This is a genomic window from Marinagarivorans sp. (genome assembly GCF_982758155.1).
Genome location: NZ_CEXWTU010000012.1, coordinates 1 through 17,466 on the forward strand (window position 1 = coordinate 1; position 17,466 = coordinate 17,466).

Annotated in this window: 14 protein-coding genes; 6 read left to right on the forward strand and 8 right to left on the reverse strand. The window is 46.5% G+C overall.

The features are described from left to right. The first annotated feature begins 218 nt into the window (after nt 1-218). Nucleotides 219-1,040, forward strand: coding sequence for an FHA domain-containing protein (locus AC3A8L_RS02825; protein WP_487960707.1), 822 nt, complete (start codon nt 219-221; stop codon nt 1,038-1,040). A 15-nt stretch (nt 1,041-1,055) separates the two neighbouring features. Here AC3A8L_RS02825 and AC3A8L_RS02830 read toward each other — a convergent pair whose 3' ends face one another. The 4 genes from AC3A8L_RS02830 to nudE form a co-directional block, all read right to left on the reverse strand. Beyond that, nucleotides 1,056-1,940, reverse strand: a complete 885-nt coding sequence (locus AC3A8L_RS02830; protein WP_487960708.1) for a general secretion pathway protein GspB — start codon at nt 1,938-1,940, stop codon at nt 1,056-1,058. A 2-nt stretch (nt 1,941-1,942) separates the two neighbouring features. Beyond that, on the reverse strand, nt 1,943-3,568 hold the full coding sequence (locus tag AC3A8L_RS02835) for an AAA family ATPase (protein WP_487960709.1): 1,626 nt from the start codon (nt 3,566-3,568) through the stop codon (nt 1,943-1,945). Nucleotides 3,569-3,861: 293 nt separating this feature from the next. Next, the gene (locus AC3A8L_RS02840; protein WP_487960710.1) at nt 3,862-4,104 is read right to left on the reverse strand and encodes a hypothetical protein; all 243 of its coding nucleotides are present in this window, start codon (nt 4,102-4,104) and stop codon (nt 3,862-3,864) included. A 316-nt stretch (nt 4,105-4,420) separates the two neighbouring features. Continuing rightward, complete coding sequence (gene nudE, locus AC3A8L_RS02845; RefSeq protein ID WP_487960711.1) at nt 4,421-4,972, reverse strand: ADP compounds hydrolase NudE; 552 nt, start codon at nt 4,970-4,972, stop codon at nt 4,421-4,423. A 37-nt stretch (nt 4,973-5,009) separates the two neighbouring features. On the opposite strand from nudE, the gene yrfG reads away from it, so the two are divergent. The 5 genes from yrfG to ubiG all read left to right on the forward strand — a co-directional run bounded on the left by yrfG (nt 5,010) and on the right by ubiG (nt 9,540). Then, nucleotides 5,010-5,717 carry a GMP/IMP nucleotidase gene (gene yrfG / locus AC3A8L_RS02850; RefSeq protein WP_487960712.1) on the forward strand — a complete coding sequence of 236 codons (708 nt, stop codon included), beginning with the start codon at nt 5,010-5,012 and terminating at the stop codon, nt 5,715-5,717. 32 nt (nt 5,718-5,749) lie between these two features. Next, on the forward strand, nt 5,750-6,145 hold the full coding sequence (hslR, locus tag AC3A8L_RS02855; RefSeq protein ID WP_487960749.1) for a ribosome-associated heat shock protein Hsp15: 396 nt from the start codon (nt 5,750-5,752) through the stop codon (nt 6,143-6,145). Between the two features lie 283 nt (nt 6,146-6,428). Beyond that, on the forward strand, nt 6,429-7,412 hold the full coding sequence (hslO, locus tag AC3A8L_RS02860) for an Hsp33 family molecular chaperone HslO (protein WP_487960713.1): 984 nt from the start codon (nt 6,429-6,431) through the stop codon (nt 7,410-7,412). A gap of 44 nt (nt 7,413-7,456) precedes the next feature. Further along, on the forward strand, nt 7,457-8,794 hold the full coding sequence (locus AC3A8L_RS02865) for a TRZ/ATZ family hydrolase (protein WP_487960714.1): 1,338 nt from the start codon (nt 7,457-7,459) through the stop codon (nt 8,792-8,794). A 17-nt stretch (nt 8,795-8,811) separates the two neighbouring features. Then, complete coding sequence (gene ubiG / locus AC3A8L_RS02870; RefSeq protein WP_487960715.1) at nt 8,812-9,540, forward strand: bifunctional 2-polyprenyl-6-hydroxyphenol methylase/3-demethylubiquinol 3-O-methyltransferase UbiG; 729 nt, start codon at nt 8,812-8,814, stop codon at nt 9,538-9,540. A 219-nt stretch (nt 9,541-9,759) separates the two neighbouring features. On the opposite strand, the gene AC3A8L_RS02875 is transcribed toward ubiG, so the two are convergent. The 4 genes from AC3A8L_RS02875 to AC3A8L_RS02890 all read right to left on the reverse strand — a co-directional run bounded on the left by AC3A8L_RS02875 (nt 9,760) and on the right by AC3A8L_RS02890 (nt 17,226). Beyond that, on the reverse strand, nt 9,760-12,624 hold the full coding sequence (locus AC3A8L_RS02875; protein ID WP_487960716.1) for an Ig-like domain-containing protein: 2,865 nt from the start codon (nt 12,622-12,624) through the stop codon (nt 9,760-9,762). A gap of 80 nt (nt 12,625-12,704) precedes the next feature. Then, nucleotides 12,705-15,179 carry an O-antigen ligase family protein gene (locus tag AC3A8L_RS02880; RefSeq protein ID WP_487960717.1) on the reverse strand — a complete coding sequence of 825 codons (2,475 nt, stop codon included), beginning with the start codon at nt 15,177-15,179 and terminating at the stop codon, nt 12,705-12,707. A gap of 533 nt (nt 15,180-15,712) precedes the next feature. Then, complete coding sequence (locus AC3A8L_RS02885; protein WP_487960718.1) at nt 15,713-16,897, reverse strand: HipA domain-containing protein; 1,185 nt, start codon at nt 16,895-16,897, stop codon at nt 15,713-15,715. After that, nucleotides 16,894-17,226 (reverse strand): helix-turn-helix transcriptional regulator, encoded by a 333-nt coding sequence (locus AC3A8L_RS02890; protein ID WP_487960719.1) that lies wholly within the window; start codon nt 17,224-17,226, stop codon nt 16,894-16,896. Before AC3A8L_RS02890 ends, AC3A8L_RS02885 begins: the two co-directional genes overlap by 4 nt. Nucleotides 17,227-17,466: the final 240 nt, after the last annotated feature.

Below are 17,466 nucleotides of genomic sequence, written 5' to 3' on the forward strand. Positions count from 1 at the left end.
TGAGAAAACAGGCTCCCTCGTCTAATTGGACAAACTATTATTGCCTCGCCCCTAAGATATTCCCATCACACGGAAAGAAGCACACCACTGCGCATTAGCCATCGACGTACCCACAAAACCTCCACTTTCAGAGACACTCATTCATTTCGTACCCCAATGTCGCTTTATATTTACCACTATGAACCTGTATACTTTGTGCGCTTATATTAGGGGTGAAAATGCTGAAGTTACGATTCAACGACAATCGACAAGATCCCGTCTGGGTAGTAGAGAAGAACTTTACTATCGGAAGCGACGATGACAACAGTCTTGTTATCAATGATGCTTCCGTTAGCCCACAGCACGCAAAACTTAACGGTGCGCGGCAAACGTTCGTCCTAAAAGACCTAGGCAGTGCCGAGGGCACCTATGTTAATGGCGACGCGATTAACCAGCACGCGGTCGCCTGTCACGACGTGTTGAAGTTTGGCGATGTCGAAATCACCATTGTCGACCCGGCCAGTGAAGCCCAAGGTTATGAATGGTCTCTCATTGCAAACTCAGGCTTTTTATCCGGCCAAGAATTCCCTTTACGTATGAGCGAAACCGGCTCAGTTGTTATCGGCCGCGGCAAACGCTGTGATATCGCTTTTCCCGGTACGCACCTCTCCAAAGAACATGCGCGTTTCACCGCCAGCGATGAAGGCTTACACGTTGTCGACCTAGATACGGATAACGGTATTTTTGTCAACGACGAACGCATTGAAGAGGCCGTTCTTCGCGCCGGCGATAAAGTAAGGCTGGATGTTTATAGCTTTCGCGTTTTTGGCCCAGGCATTGACCAACCTCGCTCTGCAATTGCCAAGCCCGCTGCCGCCACCCCAACACTAAAGGATGATGAACCCACCATTATTCCAAAACAGTGGGTCACAAGACCTACATCTCCCGGCAACCGTTCCGGCATGGAAGTCGAAACACGCAAACCGCCCGTCTTAATTTACGCCTTCAGTGCATTCATGATTGCACTTCTACTGGGCTTATCAGCTTACGTATTCCTGTAACCCTCAAACAGAGGGTTAATCCATTTTTACCCAGCTGCTCAGTGCAGCCAGTTTAAAAGGCTTATTCAAATAGCTCAGCACCAGCTCTTCTTCCGTCACGGCTTCGATCAGTAAGCTTGGCGCGAGCTCGTCACCTTTACGGTAGGTCTTACCGTTCAAAATGACAGCGCTCGCTTTAGCTGAATAAATATGGTTTTGATACATCAACGTAGGAATACGGTTTTGAAAGCTTTCGGGCAACTGATGTAAATACGGTAATTTTGCATAGGGATCGATAACTTTTTGCTGAATAGCCTCCCCCTCAACCTGCGATTGTAACCACAAAGCCTGCAGCTCGTTATCGTCAACCAAAGGACTAACCGCCGGCTTCGGCTTTTGAACACTTGGCGCCCTTACTTCACGCTGCGACTTCTCCGGGCTAATTGATCCGCCATACAAATCAACAACGTCATCTTCTGGTGTCGCCACACCTTCAACCCCAACTTGCCCGTAAATAGCGGCAACTTCAGCCGAGATCGCCGGCTCAGGTTCGCTCACCAAAGGAGCATTATCTATCCGCTCGCCGCCTACTCGCTGGTCTTGCAGTGGCTTATTGATAGCAGCCTGAAGCTCTGATGCTTGAACCTTAGGCTCGGCGAGCGGTGACAACGAAGGCTTAACATCAACAACAGGAACAGGAAAAGCAGGGGGGCGCCCTACACTGCCCTGCACTAACAATAGCCCTAAGCCTACCACCACAAGCAAAAGCAAGCCCAATACACTGTAAAGCATCCATCGGGGAATACCGGCATCTAGCTTGGGTTTAAGCGGTGCGGCATGATATGTGGTGAGGCTGGGTACCGGCTCTTGGTCATCACGCTGACGATCAGCCTTATTCAACGCATCCAAAATTAACGACATAATTAATGTTCCATTGCCGACAAAGGCTCATTAGAAGGCGTTAGCGCACGCAGCGGCACTTCACGCCCCAAGGCCTCACCTAACCGCAACAAGGTTTGCAAGCCCGCCAAACCATCATCTTCAAGCCGATAACTGCGCTGAAAAAGCTTAACGCGCCGCTCTAACATTTTGTTAAATTTGCCTTTCGCTAAAGGCGTACGCTGTTCATCGAGCTTCACAAACTGGCCGGCCAGCCAATCGACTAACGGGCCAGTAGAGCCCACACCAATGGCTTTATCAAAAGCTTCTGGGCGCTGCCACATAATCACATATTCGCCAGTCCACATGGCACCCAAGTCATCTAAGCTCGCTTCTACTTTTTTACCGTTAACTAATGCGGTTGCCATATTGCCATCAATCGCAATTACCGTAACAAAAGCCGCATGCCGCGAAGGTGTATTTAACGAAAGTACCGCCGGCCGATTAGTTGCCAGAAAATCACTCCATGTTCGCGCCTCCATCGTTTCGCAGTGCAAGCCTTTTTTGCTCGCAAGCCAGCAGGGGTAAACAGAAGATCCTTGATCCTCACCCAGGTAATCGAGTAATTGCGCCAAGGCCTGATCTTGATTACGCACCCAAGCATGTGATAAAGCCGGCTTTTCGGGTTCAGGGGCTATGGTCGCAACAACAGGCTCGACCACCAATACAGTAGGTTGAGCATCATGAGTGACCAACAGCCAGATGAGTGTTGATACAATCAACGAGACCAATACCGCTGAACCACCATAAATTATGGGATGCGATAGCCTGGGGGTTCGCTTAAACGCTCGTTCGCGCGGGTCGCCAAGAACTTCATCAGACGCTTGCTGGCAGATGGTTTTATCAACTTCCGTCGACTCTTGAGTAAACGCGCCCAATAACATGCGATCGCATAAAATGTTGATAAGGCGAGGTATTCCGCCGCTAATACCATGCACTTTTTTTACAACATTCGCCGGAAACGGGTCGCGCCCAGGAGGCATACCTGCAACAGACAAACGATGGCGGATGTAAGCTCCCGTTTCCTCAACCGTTAAAGGGCGAAGATGGTAGCGTGCCGTAATACGCTGTGACAGCTGCCGCAAAGCCGGCTTAGCCAGTAATTCATTTAACTCAGGCTGCCCCACCAAAATAATTTGCAGCATTTTTTGAGTATTGCTTTCAAGATTCGTTAGCAAACGGATTTGCTCTAAGGTTGATATACGAAGCAACTGCGCTTCATCAATCAACACAATACTATTGCGGCCATTACTGTGATTCAGCAATAAAAACTCATACAGCTTATCGGTGAGTATTTTAATGCTGGTTTCATCAACATCATAAGTCACACCAAACTCATCACAGATGCTACACATTAAATCCCGCGCACTGGCCGCCGGGTTCATCACCATAGCCACATCGGCATTGGCTGGCAGCTGCTCCAACAGACAACGTATGGTCGTTGTTTTGCCGGTACCCACCTCTCCCGTCAACATGACAAAGCCGCCGCTGTTAACGCCATAAAGTAAGTGCGCCAATGCCTCGCGATGCTGGGCACTCATGTACATATAACGGGGATTAACCGCTATAGAAAATGCTTGTTCTTCAATACCAAAATAACTGTGGTACATAACCTAATTTATTCACTTGGTTGTTTAATGTTGAAAGCGCATGTCACGTAACACTGCGACACTTAAAAACACGCGAAGGCAAAACTCGCCAGAACGGCGGTGATGATAGCGTGAATACTGAGGTCGAAGCAAAAAAGCAGAGGCCAAAAACACAAAAGCGTTCCATTCAATAGCGCAATTGTGCGATAGAAGGGAACGCTTTTAGGGGTGAGGTGATAAAAACTTAAGAATTAGACAGGCTCACGATACGGAGCGAGAGTTAGTGCAACTGAAAGACAGCAACTCGCTAGGCGTTATTCTTCATCCCAAAGCAAGCCATCCAGCATGCGCTTGCGGCTTAAAATCATGTCTTGATAAGTTTGCAATGTATTGTAATCGATCATGTCATTGCGGGTGCGCAAACGATACAACTGCCCCTCTAGCGAGGTGATTTCACGCGCTAACTGCTGCTTTAGCAAGCGTGAATCACTCAAGTTTGCCCCCAAAGCAGCCATCGCCGAAGAACTCTGCACTGCACTTCCTGATAAATAACGCATTTACGCCTCTATTATTGTTATTACAAACCAATCACTACCCGTTGCACCTATTAAGGTACGTAGCGACATCCGCTTGCTTATTATTCATACCTTAAAGGCATACTAGCTTTTAACGAGAGCCTCAAAGGCGACTCATGATTAAGTTAGGCAATAATATCCAATAACATACTAAAGTATGAACTTTTCAGGCGACACAAAATGTTTTAAACGTCATGTTTTTCAAACGCCGGTTTACATGATCACTGTTCAACCTGGTCGATTGTTTTGTGATCTCCGCGGAAGAGGACGGGGAAAATCTGGCTCCAGTCTGTATAGACTAACGTTTAATATTTGCCTTCAAAAGGTCTCGCACCATGAAAAGCGCTGCGATCGTCCGAGCCTCTGTAACATCCTCACGGGCGATCAGTTCTGCGATATCGTCCAGCGAGTGAATTTCGACCTCTAAGGGCTCAGGCTCATCCCCCTCAAGCTTACTGGGCGTTAAGCCCTGAGCTAGAACAATTTGCGTGGTGTGCTGCATATAGCTGGGCGACTGCGACATCAGCTTTAGCTTTTCCAAGCTTGCAGCGGCATAACCGGCCTCTTCTTGCAGCTCACGATTAGCCGCCTGCTCAAAGGTTTCACCGGGGTCGACTTTGCCTTTTGGCAAGGTGAGCTCGTAGCGCTCCACGCCTGCGCCGTATTCACGCACCATAACCACACGGTTATTCGGCAGAATGGGCACAATAAGCACAGCCGCATGACTCCCCATTAAACGTTCGTAATCACGGACCTCGCCGTTACTAAACTTAAGCTGCAAGGCCTCCGCTTTAAACAAACGGCTCTGGCACACGGTTTCGCGCTTTAATATTTCTGGGGGGATAGGCATACTAACTCCGACTGATTAAATGGTTTGCTTGCGCCCTATGACTGACATCCCCATACCTTCACAACCTGCCTACGCTCTAGATTGGAATGCCATAGATACTGTGCTTCTGGATATGGATGGCACACTTCTGGATTTACACTTTGACAATTACTTTTGGCTAGAACACCTACCCATACGATACGCAGAGCATCATAAGCTTGATTACACCGAAGCTCGAGAAAAACTGCACACGCAAATTAAAGCCTATGAAGGCACGTTGCAGTGGTACTGTTTAGATCATTGGTCCGAATTGGTGAAAATGGACATTCCCGCGTTAAAGCGAGAAATTAGCCACAAAATAAAAGTACGCCCACATACCGAACATTTTCTATCGTTTTTAAAAGCACAGAAGAAAAAAGTGATTTTAGTCACCAACGCTCACCGTGATGGCCTAGAGATAAAACTGGGCATCACAAAAATAGATTCGTACCTAGATGTTGTGGTTTCGTCTCACGATTATCAAATCCCTAAAGAAGCACCCGAATTTTGGTTGCAGCTACACGCCAGTGAGCGCTTTAATCCTGCGCGCACACTATTTATTGATGACACACCCCGCATAGTTGCAAAAGCACGTGAATTTGGTATTGCGCACCTGGCCTGCATTACCCACCCTGATACCAAACAAGAGCCCCGCCCCGCTTGCGATCAAGACTTTATCTATATCGACGATTTTGACAAGATAATCCCACACTCAGCCAACCCATAAAAATAGCACCCTATCTTATGACAACAATCGAACTGACTCGTGTGCGCATTGATAAATGGCTCTGGGCTGCCCGCTTTTATAAAACGCGCAGCTTAGCCAAACAAGCTATCGACGGAGGCAAAGTGCATGTAGATGGCGCTCGCGTAAAACCCAGTAAAGAATTAGTCATCGATATGCTACTCACCATTACTCAGGGGCACATTCAAAAAACAGTGCAAATTACTGCGCTGTCCGAGCAACGCCGCGGGGCGCCCGAAGCAGCCCTACTTTATACTGAAACCGAAGAGAGCCAGTCCAAGCGAGAACAGCTTGCACTCGAGCGCAAAGCCGCTGGATTAAGCATTACCCACCACGACACCAAGCCCAATAAGAAACAGCGCCGACAAATTCACCGCTTCAAAAATGTCAATGCCGAACCAGAAGCCTAAGGGACGAGGCAGTAATACTTTATCCAACAATACTGGTTTCCTGCTTCCTCAGCTGCGTTGCTCGAAGCGTTACAGGCCCAGGCATGCGCCTCTTCGAGCGCCTTGCTGAGAAAACAGGACCCTGCGTCTAATTTGGACAAACTATTATTGCCTCGCCCCTAAGACTCGAAACTGATCAACGCTTTGCCTTTGCGCGTGATAAAATTCGCTCTTTAACCCAACACACCCGCAATGCCGCACACTTTAAGCTGGCTAACACCGGCTGGAAATTGATTTACCGATTATGACCACAAAAAAAACTGACCCCGATTTAACCTCCACGCCCATTACACCAAAGTCTTCGGATGATTCCATCACCCGTTTTTACTTTGATGACTGCGATATGCGTGGCGAGATGGTGACACTCAGCCGTAGCGTACAAGACGCGACCGAGCATCAAAACCTACCCGTAAATGCGCAAGCGCTTCTTGCCGAGTTTTTAAGTGGTGCCGCATTGCTGGCAGGCATATTAAAATTTGAAGGTTTACTCACACTGCAAATTCGCGGCGACGGTTTGGTGCCTCTGATTATGGCTGAAGCCACCCACGAGCGTAGCTTGCGCGGCATTGTTAAGCTTGCCCAGCAAGAGCATAACAATGGCGTGATTGTGACTAATGCCGACATCGAAGGGAAATCACTACGCGAGCTTGTGGGTAACGGCGTCTTAACACTTACCATCGACCCCGTTAAAGGGAAGCGCTATCAAGGTATTGTTCCCATTGAAGGCGATAACATTGCCGACTGCCTCAGCCATTATTTCGCACAATCTGAACAGCTACCCACCAAACTTTGGTTATTCAGCGACAACAAAAGTGCTGGCGGTTTATTTTTACAAAGCCTGCCGGCCATTAGCCGACAAACCGAATACCTAGACGATTCGGAAATGGAACCTGCCGAACGCGCCGCCAATGACTGGCAAACACTGGTGACGCTAGTGAATACCCTGAAGACAGAAGAAAGCTTAACGCTGCCGCATGAAACACAACTAACACGCCTTTTTCATGAATTTACGCTACGCACGGCAAGCAATGTACCGGCACAATTCGCCTGCACTTGCTCACAAGAACGCAGCGAAAATGCGATTGCTGCTATCGGAAAAATCGATGCTTACACCCTGTTAAAAGAGCAAACCACGATTGAGATTGATTGCCAGTTTTGTGGCAAGAACTATCCACTCGACAGTGAAGATCTCGACCGTATTTTTAACAGTAACGATCAACTGCATTAAGCCACCCGTACCATTCAGCACCGACTCAAGACCAAGAGCTTTTTATGCCAGCAACAGCCAATAACTCTATCGACCTTATGATCAGCGCCGCGTGGATACTTCCTATGTCGGCCAATCCTCGCGCATTGCAAAACTGCAGCCTGATGGTAAGCCAAGGTAAGATCATTGCCATTGAGCCGACAGCGCAAGCAAAAGCAAAGTACGTGGCCAAAGAACACATACAGCTAGACGAGCATGTGATTATGCCGGGCTTAATCAATGCCCACGGCCATGCTGCCATGAGTTTGCTGCGCGGCTACGCGGATGACCTCCCATTAATGCGCTGGCTAGAAGACCACATCTGGCCAGCAGAAGCACAGTGGGTTGATGAAAGCTTTGTTACCGACGGCACAGAGCTAGCCATTGCCGAAATGCTAAAAGGCGGCACTACTTGCTTCAGTGATATGTATTTCTACCCCGAAGCCACCGCCGAGGTAGCACGCACCAGCGGTATTCGAGCGCAAATTACCTTCCCTATTTTAGACTTCCCCACACCTTGGGCCCAAGACCCAGACGAGGCGATTACCAAGGGGCTTGCTCTTCACGATAGCTACAAAGCCATGGAACGAATTACCATTGGCTTTGGCCCCCACGCACCCTATACAGTATGCGACGAAGTTTTTGGGCGAATCGCAATGTTAAGTGAGGAGCTGCAGGCCCCGATTCAACTTCACCTGCACGAAACCCAAGGTGAAGTGGGCGATGCTATTGCCGCTAACGGCGAACGGCCGATCGACCGAATGCAACAACTTGGCATACTCACACCACGCACCCAATGCGTGCACATGACAGCCCTTAACGAAAGCGATATTGCCATTACGGCACAAAATGGCGCCAGCGTGATTCACTGCCCCGAATCCAACTTAAAATTGGCCAGCGGCCTATGCCCCACCCAACAATTACTGGATGCCGGTATAACTGTAGCGCTGGGTACCGATGGCGCCGCCAGCAATAACGATTTAGACATGTTTGGTGAAATGCAAACCGCAGCGCTGATTGGTAAAATAACAGCCAACAATGCTGAAGCTATTTCGGCGTATAGCGCCCTAAGCATGGCCACGCTAAGCGGCGCAAAAGCCTTAGGTATTGATCACATAACCGGTAGCTTGGAAGCCGGTAAAGCCGCCGATATTATTGCTATTTCACTCGACGACATCACCAGCCTGCCCACTTTCAGCCTGCCCTCACTTTTGGTTTACACCAACCAAAGCCGCAACGTGACGGATGTATGGGTTGACGGTAAACGCCTGCTTCGTAATAAACTGCTAACCACACTTAACGAAACAGACATTAAACGCAATGCAATCGCGTGGCAGAAAAAAATGGCTGAGCCAAAAAACTAAGACAATAGGATGCATTCATGACGACAGCAAATGCCCAACAAAACGAACATCACGCCAATGTCGATGATGCCGAAATCGCAAAATTTGAGCGTGCAGCCAGCCGCTGGTGGGATGCCGAGGGTGAATTTAAACCCTTACACCAAATGAACCCAATGCGCGCCAACTTTATAGACCGTTGTGCAAAAGTCGCCGGTAAACAATTATTGGATGTTGGCTGCGGCGGCGGTTTGTTAAGTGAAGCGATGGCCCAGCGTGGAGCACACGTGACAGGCATAGATATGGGCGAAGCGCCGTTAGACGTTGCGCGCATGCATGCCAGCCAAAGTGGCTTAAACATCAACTACCAACAAACCACCGCTGAACAACATGCCGCTGAAAATGCAGGCACCTTTGATATTGTGTGTAGCTTAGAAATGCTAGAACACGTACCCGACCCCGAGAGCGTTATTAATGCCTGCGCCGCATTAACAAAACCCGGCGGCGATCTTTTTTTCTCCACACTCAACCGCACCCCGTTGGCCTACATCATTGCCGTATTGGGGGCTGAATATGTCGCCAAGATTCTACCGCGCGGTACACACGATTATAAAAAATTCATCACCCCCGCCGAACTTTCTGGCGCCTGCCGACGAGCCGACTTACACGTTAAACAAATAACGGGCTTAGGCTACAACCCTATAACCCAGCGATTTAACGAATCAAAGCATGTGGCCATTAATTACATTGTGCATGCGCATAAGCTATAAAACCCAAACACATGCGCAGTTTTATTTCCACTGAGCCAATTGAGATACGCGTGTAATTAGAAGAAATAACTTACCTGCGTAAGCTGAAATCTTATGAGACAAGTACCTAAGAAGACTAGCATAAGTGTATATTCGGCAAGAGATTACAGCGGCCAGTATGTTCGCCCCCTAAAAACAGAAGCGAACACATTGGACAGCCTAATTTACCGGTTGTATTTTTTAATTAGCGATATGTTCAAAATCATCAGAAATATTAAAAATTACAGTACGAGTATCGTCGTAGCTCGAACCAAACTTGTATGTTCCAGCTACGACGACACCAAATACAGGATCATATTTTACTTTCTTAAGTTGAAAGTTATTCGATAAACGAGAGATGTAGATACGCTCTTGTTCGCCACCATTTCTAAAACGGGACACGACTAAAGGCTCACCAGATACAGCGCTATCGTTATCCTTACCGACCAAAATAACATCTTGATTAGAAGACAATACGGCATAGCAATAGTTAACGCCGCCTAAATATATTGCCTCTGGTTCACCAGCATCCCTAAACAGGGTCGCAGCACATCGGTCATAATTGCTATAACTCACAACGATATTGTCATTCATTTTAGACATGCTGTTAATTGAAGAGTTACTTAAGCCACCGCCAGTAACAATTGATGTCACATCGCCTTGGGGAGTAATTATTGCTAAAAAAGCTCCATTTTTAGTTGTTACCGGAGTAAAAACATCATCCGAAGCGTCGCCAGTATTATCGAATGTATATCGGCCTGCTGCATATATCTCATCATTATCAATGAGTAGTTGACTCAGGTATTGCAGCTCCCCCTCTTCAGGAGCAGGAATAGTTGCTACGATTGGGTTTTCCCTATTTTCATCAAGAATGGTAACGCGCTGTTCCTGAGAGCTAAGTCTCGAAGAATTACCATCAATATCCCAAATATTGTAAGTACTAGCATAAACAACTCGGCCGTCACTGAGTGTTGCGGCATTTTGAACGCGATCTTCTAGGCGGGTATTATCATCCGGCATTTCCGACTTAATAGTTTTATGCCAAAGATAACTGCCAATATCGTTTGTTCCTATGATGGTGCTATTTTGGTAGTTTATCGAACTACCTGTGGCAATAGCACCACTGGCGGCTTTTGCTAAACTACGAGGAGACCGCGCTATGCTCCCAAACGATTCCGTCGTTGCAGCATTACCACCCCGGGCTACTTTAGCGATATTAAAATCATCGCCACTACCGTCGCCGCTGTTACCATTTGCAGATAAAAGTGTAATCGCAGATGTATCGATAATGAAATCTACGGGCCTATCGGCAGAGTCAAATCCAAATGTTGCAATATCTTCTTCTATGTAAAATAGCCCCAGATTGAATTTGCTAGACCTATACCACTCGCTCTGATGGCCTACTTCATTTGATGTTTTAGCACGAACGTAATAGCCACCTGCCGGAAGTGAAAAATCCGTGTGTGTATTATTATTTGAGGTGTAGTTATAAATAACGTTATCGAAGGCGTAGTCTTTAGCAACTTCAACAATTACGTCTTGCGACTGTTCCCCCCAATTAACATTAAGGAGTAATTCAGTCTCATTAACATTTTCGGTGAGAACGAGATTAGGCGCGAAAGGTGCCGACACGCGGAAGTTGAAAGTACCGATGGCACCCTCTCTTCCTAAGGCATCTACACCACGCACGCCCAAGGTATAGAATCCAGGCTCAGCGGTTGCGACCTCAACACTTAAATCACCAGCATCTACCCATTGGTCTGTCAGGCGGTATTGGTAGCTGCTTGCGCCAGCGATCTCAGGCCATGAAACGGCAACATTTTGAACATTGCTATATTCCGTTAGCTCCGTTGAAAAAACAGGGGCTTTTGGCAGAGCAATGGTGAACCTTTTCGCTTGACTCCAAACACCAACATTACCGTCGGCATCTACTGCTCGAGCGCGAACGTTATAGGTTCCAAGCATCAGAGACTGAAGGTTTACAGCGGTTAAATCCGTGCTAGTTATCGAACCCGCATACTCATAGTCATAAGAAACTGCACCATCAACAGGATTCCAACTTACAGCTAATTCATCGATGCCATAGTAATCAGATCCATTATTAGCCAATGTGACGTTGACTCTGTCTCTAATTGCGGGGGAAGAGTAATCAATAAACTCCACTGGGCTTTGAAGTTTACGGCCGTCGGCCAACGTTACTTCTACAAACCAGTAAGCACCCGTTAGACCGCCAACTACAAAATACGGATCCCAACTAAAGGAAAACGGGGCATCAGATAATGTTTTAATAGGCTGATCGTTAACAATAAGGGTAACTTGAGTGAAGTTCGCATTGGGGTCGAGCGCCACATCGAAATCGATTACGTATTCTTCTACCGCACTATTAATAGTGATGGCAGGTGATGTAGGTTCGCTAACGAATATATCACCAACATAAACCCAGTCACCCCATTGATCGTCTTGAGCGGCACGAACCCTTAGCGAGTTTACACCTTCGTCAAGGGGTATATTTGCATCAGGAGACTCGATTTTAATCGCTAGATTGTCATTGGTACGGTATTCATATTCTGTGGCGCCGGGAACAGGGCTCCACTGAACAGATACGCTATCGGTACCATAAGCATAGCCTTGTAGCGTTTGGGGATCAGTGAGAGCAATTGCTGGAGCATAAGCATTATGATTGATATTGACCAACGAAATATCCGAACGCAAAAGTTGATTCGTTGCGGTAGTCGCTTTTACAACAATAGAGGCCTCTTCAGCAGAAGACTGAAAGTAAGGATTCCACTCTAAAGAGAAAGGCGCTTCTCCATCCGATGCGACTTCAACACCATCTACAAGCAATACCACGCTTTTATAACTTGCTGAAGGATCAAGATCAACGCGGACCTCCGTAACACCTGAAACTGTAGCGCCATCGGCGGGAAAAGTAATCAGCGGGGCTAATACAGCTGGCGTTTCACGGGTTGTTTGCTGCTCATCACCGGATGAACCGCAACCCTGCATTACAAAAATACAACTACCCAGTAAAATGCTTTGAATTGTCCTTGTACTAACTTTCCTCATATACCTCTCCTACTGACTATGATAAAGAGGCACGCAGCCCCTTTGTTTATTCGTTTTGTGGATTAAGCGGTTATTCTAAATCAAAGGGTATTGAAATACGTTTCTTTTTCTTCGAGAGAGGGAGCCTGCGGCTTTAGATTAGCAATACTCATAAGATCGCTCATGAATCGATGTAAAAAAGCCCGCCTGCGCATAAATTTTTCCAGATCCATATATTCTACCAACCTAGCCTCTGAATCATCGAACTGCTGCTGAAGCTCCTGCATTCGAGAGCGCTTACCACTTACCCACTGATGATAATCGTTTTGCTGATCGGCAAGTGGTCTCTCTTGAGTTATATCAGCCGTGTAACGAGTCTCTTTTAGTTGCTTAAGATGTTTCGTTGAATCAATAAACTGACGTAATTGTTCCAAGGGCAAGGAACTCATAGGAAGCTTTTTAGAGTGAATGCTTTGCGGAGCAAAAAAAGATTGCCTACCAATACGGCCAGCAGCGGCAACGATTAATGGTTTAAGCTCAGCATCATTGGCTGTTTCAAGAGAATAAACCCTAAGATCGTCTAAAAAAACAGAACTAATGGCAAGCGTTAAATAATCATCTTGCTGTTGAATATTTATAATGTCTGGGTGTGTAGGTGTAACCTGCCCTTTAACAACAATTTTTTTACAATTCGCTAGACCCTGCCTACAAGAACGATACTTAATGATGTTTTCTAGTGATTCCAGGAGCTCACGACTATCGTTTTCATTCAAGGCGATTGCAGCACGAAGGTGAAGGCTACTAGGAAAAAATGAGTCTCTAACTAGCGCCTTATCAATACTCACTTTTGCTTTATCTACGAGGCCAAACTGCCAATAACTAAACGCCAACCAATAATCATTTTCCCTATAATGAGGGAAAGTATGATCCAACCTTCGCGCAAGCCTATTCATAGCTTGAAAGTCATTCAAGTCATAAGCCTGTTGAACGGCCTCATTTAGAACGTAAGCGTCACTACTATCAAAGGCATATGTTATTAGCTCGCTGCTTGGAGTCACGCCAGCCTTTACTCTTACTAATAAGTTTTGACCACTCAAGAAGAATACAAACCAAACACAGCTTGTCAAAATACAAACAGTAAGCAGACTCTGGTGAAATAATGAAAATACTATTGGGAGGCCATGAGTTAAATTCAATTGCAGAGTCTTTATTTTTCGAGGAAATATTATCTGCTCTCGCCAAGCCATAGCGACTACCCATGCGGCCATCGCATATGCCAGCATATTGATAACCACCATGCGTTCAGCTACAGAGACTAAGCTATGCAAATGATAAGAAACTAGCCCACAGAATATACCAGTAGCATAAAGCTGATATTCACGACTTTCACTCAACCTTATAATGCGTACAGCCCAATAGAAAATAGAAAGCCAGAATAAGAAATATGCAATAAGCCCTAAGATCCCACCCTCCTGAAGTACCTCCAGCCATTGATTGTGAGCATGATTGAAACTGCGCTCTCCTATATGCAGCCTCCAGTCGTTAGCGACATATTCGAAAAATAATGGGTAGGATGCTCCAGGGCCATACCCGAACCAAGGCGCCTCCTTTATTGAATTGATTGACGTCTCCCACACTAAGAACCTTGCTTTCCAGGCTACGCCTTCAGACAAATCGTTAAAACGGTTTAGTAATGGATCGTTATCAACAACCGATAGTGCTAAAACAGCCGCGATAACAACAAATGCAAATGAAAGTAACGCGCGATAACGCGGAGACAGAGTGAATACGATAAAAAAATAAAGTATTCCACTAATAATGAGTGCTGCAATAGCACCTCGAGTACCAGCAAGAGGCAATGTATACATCGCCAGCAAAAGAGTCGCACCAACAAACATAGTCGAGCTTAATTGCAACTTAGTTGCCTGATGGCGGATGGAGACCAATAAACCCGAAAAAATTACCGGCATTGCAACAACGACGAAGGCAGAAAAATAGTTTGAGTTACCAAAAGTTGATTCAATTCGTGCAACAGGGCCAGTAAAGACCGATGGCACATTGAGCAAGGCCTGATCTACCCCGTTTAACCCTATAAGCAGATAAGGAGAAAATCCGTAGGATTCCACAACACCAACACCACAAACAAAAGTCAGAATGCTAGCCAGCCAAAAGCATATTGGTGTATAACTTTTCACATACCGAAAAATCAGCAGACAAAAGCAGAACCATAATGCAAGAGCAATTCTGCTGTATATTTCGTAGAGTGTACCGTTAATGTAAATGTGCTGACTTAACGCCAACCCCGGAAGCGTCGCGAGAGTAGGGATTAAAGCAAATAGGAATGGCTTATAGAATTGGCGGCTTACCGTGAGCTCACCACCTCGTAGAAAATAAAACACACCCACAAAAACCATCGAGAAACTTAAAAAAGCAAGCTTTAAATAGTCAACCTTATTGAAAATATGACTACCTGAAACATTGACAAAAAAAAGCATTGCGCCAATAAGATGGATTTTTGGTGTCGTCAATGCTGGCAACAGCCAGGCTTGGGGGCGATCAAGGAATCTGCTTAGCATAAATAGTGGCTGATCATTACAGGCAAAGTCATATGGAGTATTTTAGGAGACAACTTACTTGGTTTACACAAAAGCGATTTATAGCTCAACAATCTTTGCTATTCAAAAATAGAAGCTAGGGGGACCTATTAGGAACACTGGATGTAGATGACTAGCTATCGATTGAGTAACTATATCAGGTGGGCTCGAAATAATGCCCTCGAAAAAGGCGAATTGATTATTTTCTGGGCATTCAAGCGTCGGGAACGCTTGCATAGCGTCCAAGGATGGCTTGAGCGGCCCAGAAAATGATCGATTTGCTGGCCTATTTGAGCATGACTGAATAGTTACTCGATTTAAACACGCAAGCCCTTAATCGATGTAGCAATTATACGGCAAAGGCATAAATTGTGGCGATTAGAATTTGGGGCACGTCTTTACTTAGCGTAAGGATTAGCAGTCAGAAGCATGCAATGCTATCCCGAAATCGTTAAAAGGCCGATAATCTGAAGCCGATTATATACAATCTGACACGTCTAAACACAATAACACCACTAATACAATCGGTGCGAGCGCTGTAAACGTTGCATGTGGTCATGCGGCAAACCACTTATTTTTGCAAAAGTAGGCCATTGTTCAACAGCAGCCACAACATCATCAATCACTCGATTCGCCTGTTTGTGTAGGCATTTAAAACCCGCAGCCACATTCAGTAAATCATTGCGCTCTAAGGCATCGGCTTTAGTTGGCGGCGGCCACTGGGGTGTAAAACCAAACGCCGGCGCCAAAGAACACTTGCCACCCTCCGTCACCAAAAAACCTAAATCCTCAAGCGGGTTGCTGCCATTACGGGTAATCGCATCAAATACCATGTGGCGGAATAACAGTAATAGCTGTTGATTAGAGCAATGCCACTGCTCTGCAATATTGAGCACTTGACGATACCCCGTGATCACACAGTTTGGATTGTCGGGCTCGCTAACTGGCGCCCGCAAATAGCTAAACCGCATAAAATAAAGAAAGCCCTGCTCACTAAAATCGTGCCTTGCCACGAGTAAAGCACTCTCTAGCACCTCTGGTGATTCTAATAGCTGAGTGGGTACACAAGCCAAGCCTGCAGCTTTGGCCATCAAGTAATAACTATGCCGTGCACGAAAACCGTCACCGCTCCCCTTTTCATTTTCAGCAGATAAGTACCAAGGTGTGAAGCCTGCCCCAGGGCATAATGCTGAAAAACTAAATTTATCTTTATTATTAAGCCAAACGGGAATTTGCGCTGCTTTGCCCTTCGCTTGCGAGTTAACAGCCATCAGCGTTTGCGCCTTTGATAACCGGTGACTAAGTGACTCATCAGTTGTATTGCTGGCAGCAGCTCCAATCAGCTCAAGCCCTATTGCACGAGGCCTTATCGATAAAGAAGATGCCGCAGGTAATAACGCCGGTAAATCAAATATATCGCATAAAACAGAACTTACACTGGGCTCATCCCCTGTCGCCGTTAAAGCGAGTGACGACAACGCGCACGAATAAACCTTAGGCAACAACGGCAACTGTAATGGCGCCAACGAAAAACCAGTTTTAATCCAACGCGGGGCATATTCAAACGCCCAGCACTGGCTAACCGCATCAAACGACAATGCGCCAACCATGCGCTTGCCGATACTCACCTTCCATACCAATGGGGCCGCAACAACTGTTGCCGGGTTACTCAAAACCAGCCGTTCGGCAGCGACAATCACTGCCTATAACCTTCAGCGTGACTTTCATCAAGGCGTAACCCCTGCGCAAAATTGCCATGCGCACGCCGGCGCTGTTTGCCGGCATTGTTCAGCAACGCCATAGGGCTGTAAGGCTGTTGCGGCAAAAGGCTATGTAAGCCTTCGTTCGCACCAAGCAGCCTTAACAAACCCACAAAAACTTCCAGCTTAACCTTGCCCTTAATAGCACTGCGGTAAGTACCCTCAGAAATCCCTAGCTCTTGCGCCAACGCCTGCTGCGGAATATTAGCTTGCAAGCGCAACTGCTCTAGCCTTGCACCTAACGCAGCAGCCATTTCAACATCAGTCATTTATTTCTCCTGCCTGCACTAATTTAAACCTCAACTAATTAATGCTAATGAGTAAAAGATATCAGTAATCCACAACTTTTTAAGGCTTACCCAATTCAGCCTAGCTTAAAAAATACGAGCGAGCCGAAAAAACACCGCTTTAACAAGTCATAGAGCAGCGCCGCTTGCAGTGATAATCAATCCGAAGGGATGATATTGAGAGAGAAGAGCAAAGAAGATCAGTGCGAGAAAACAGCAAAA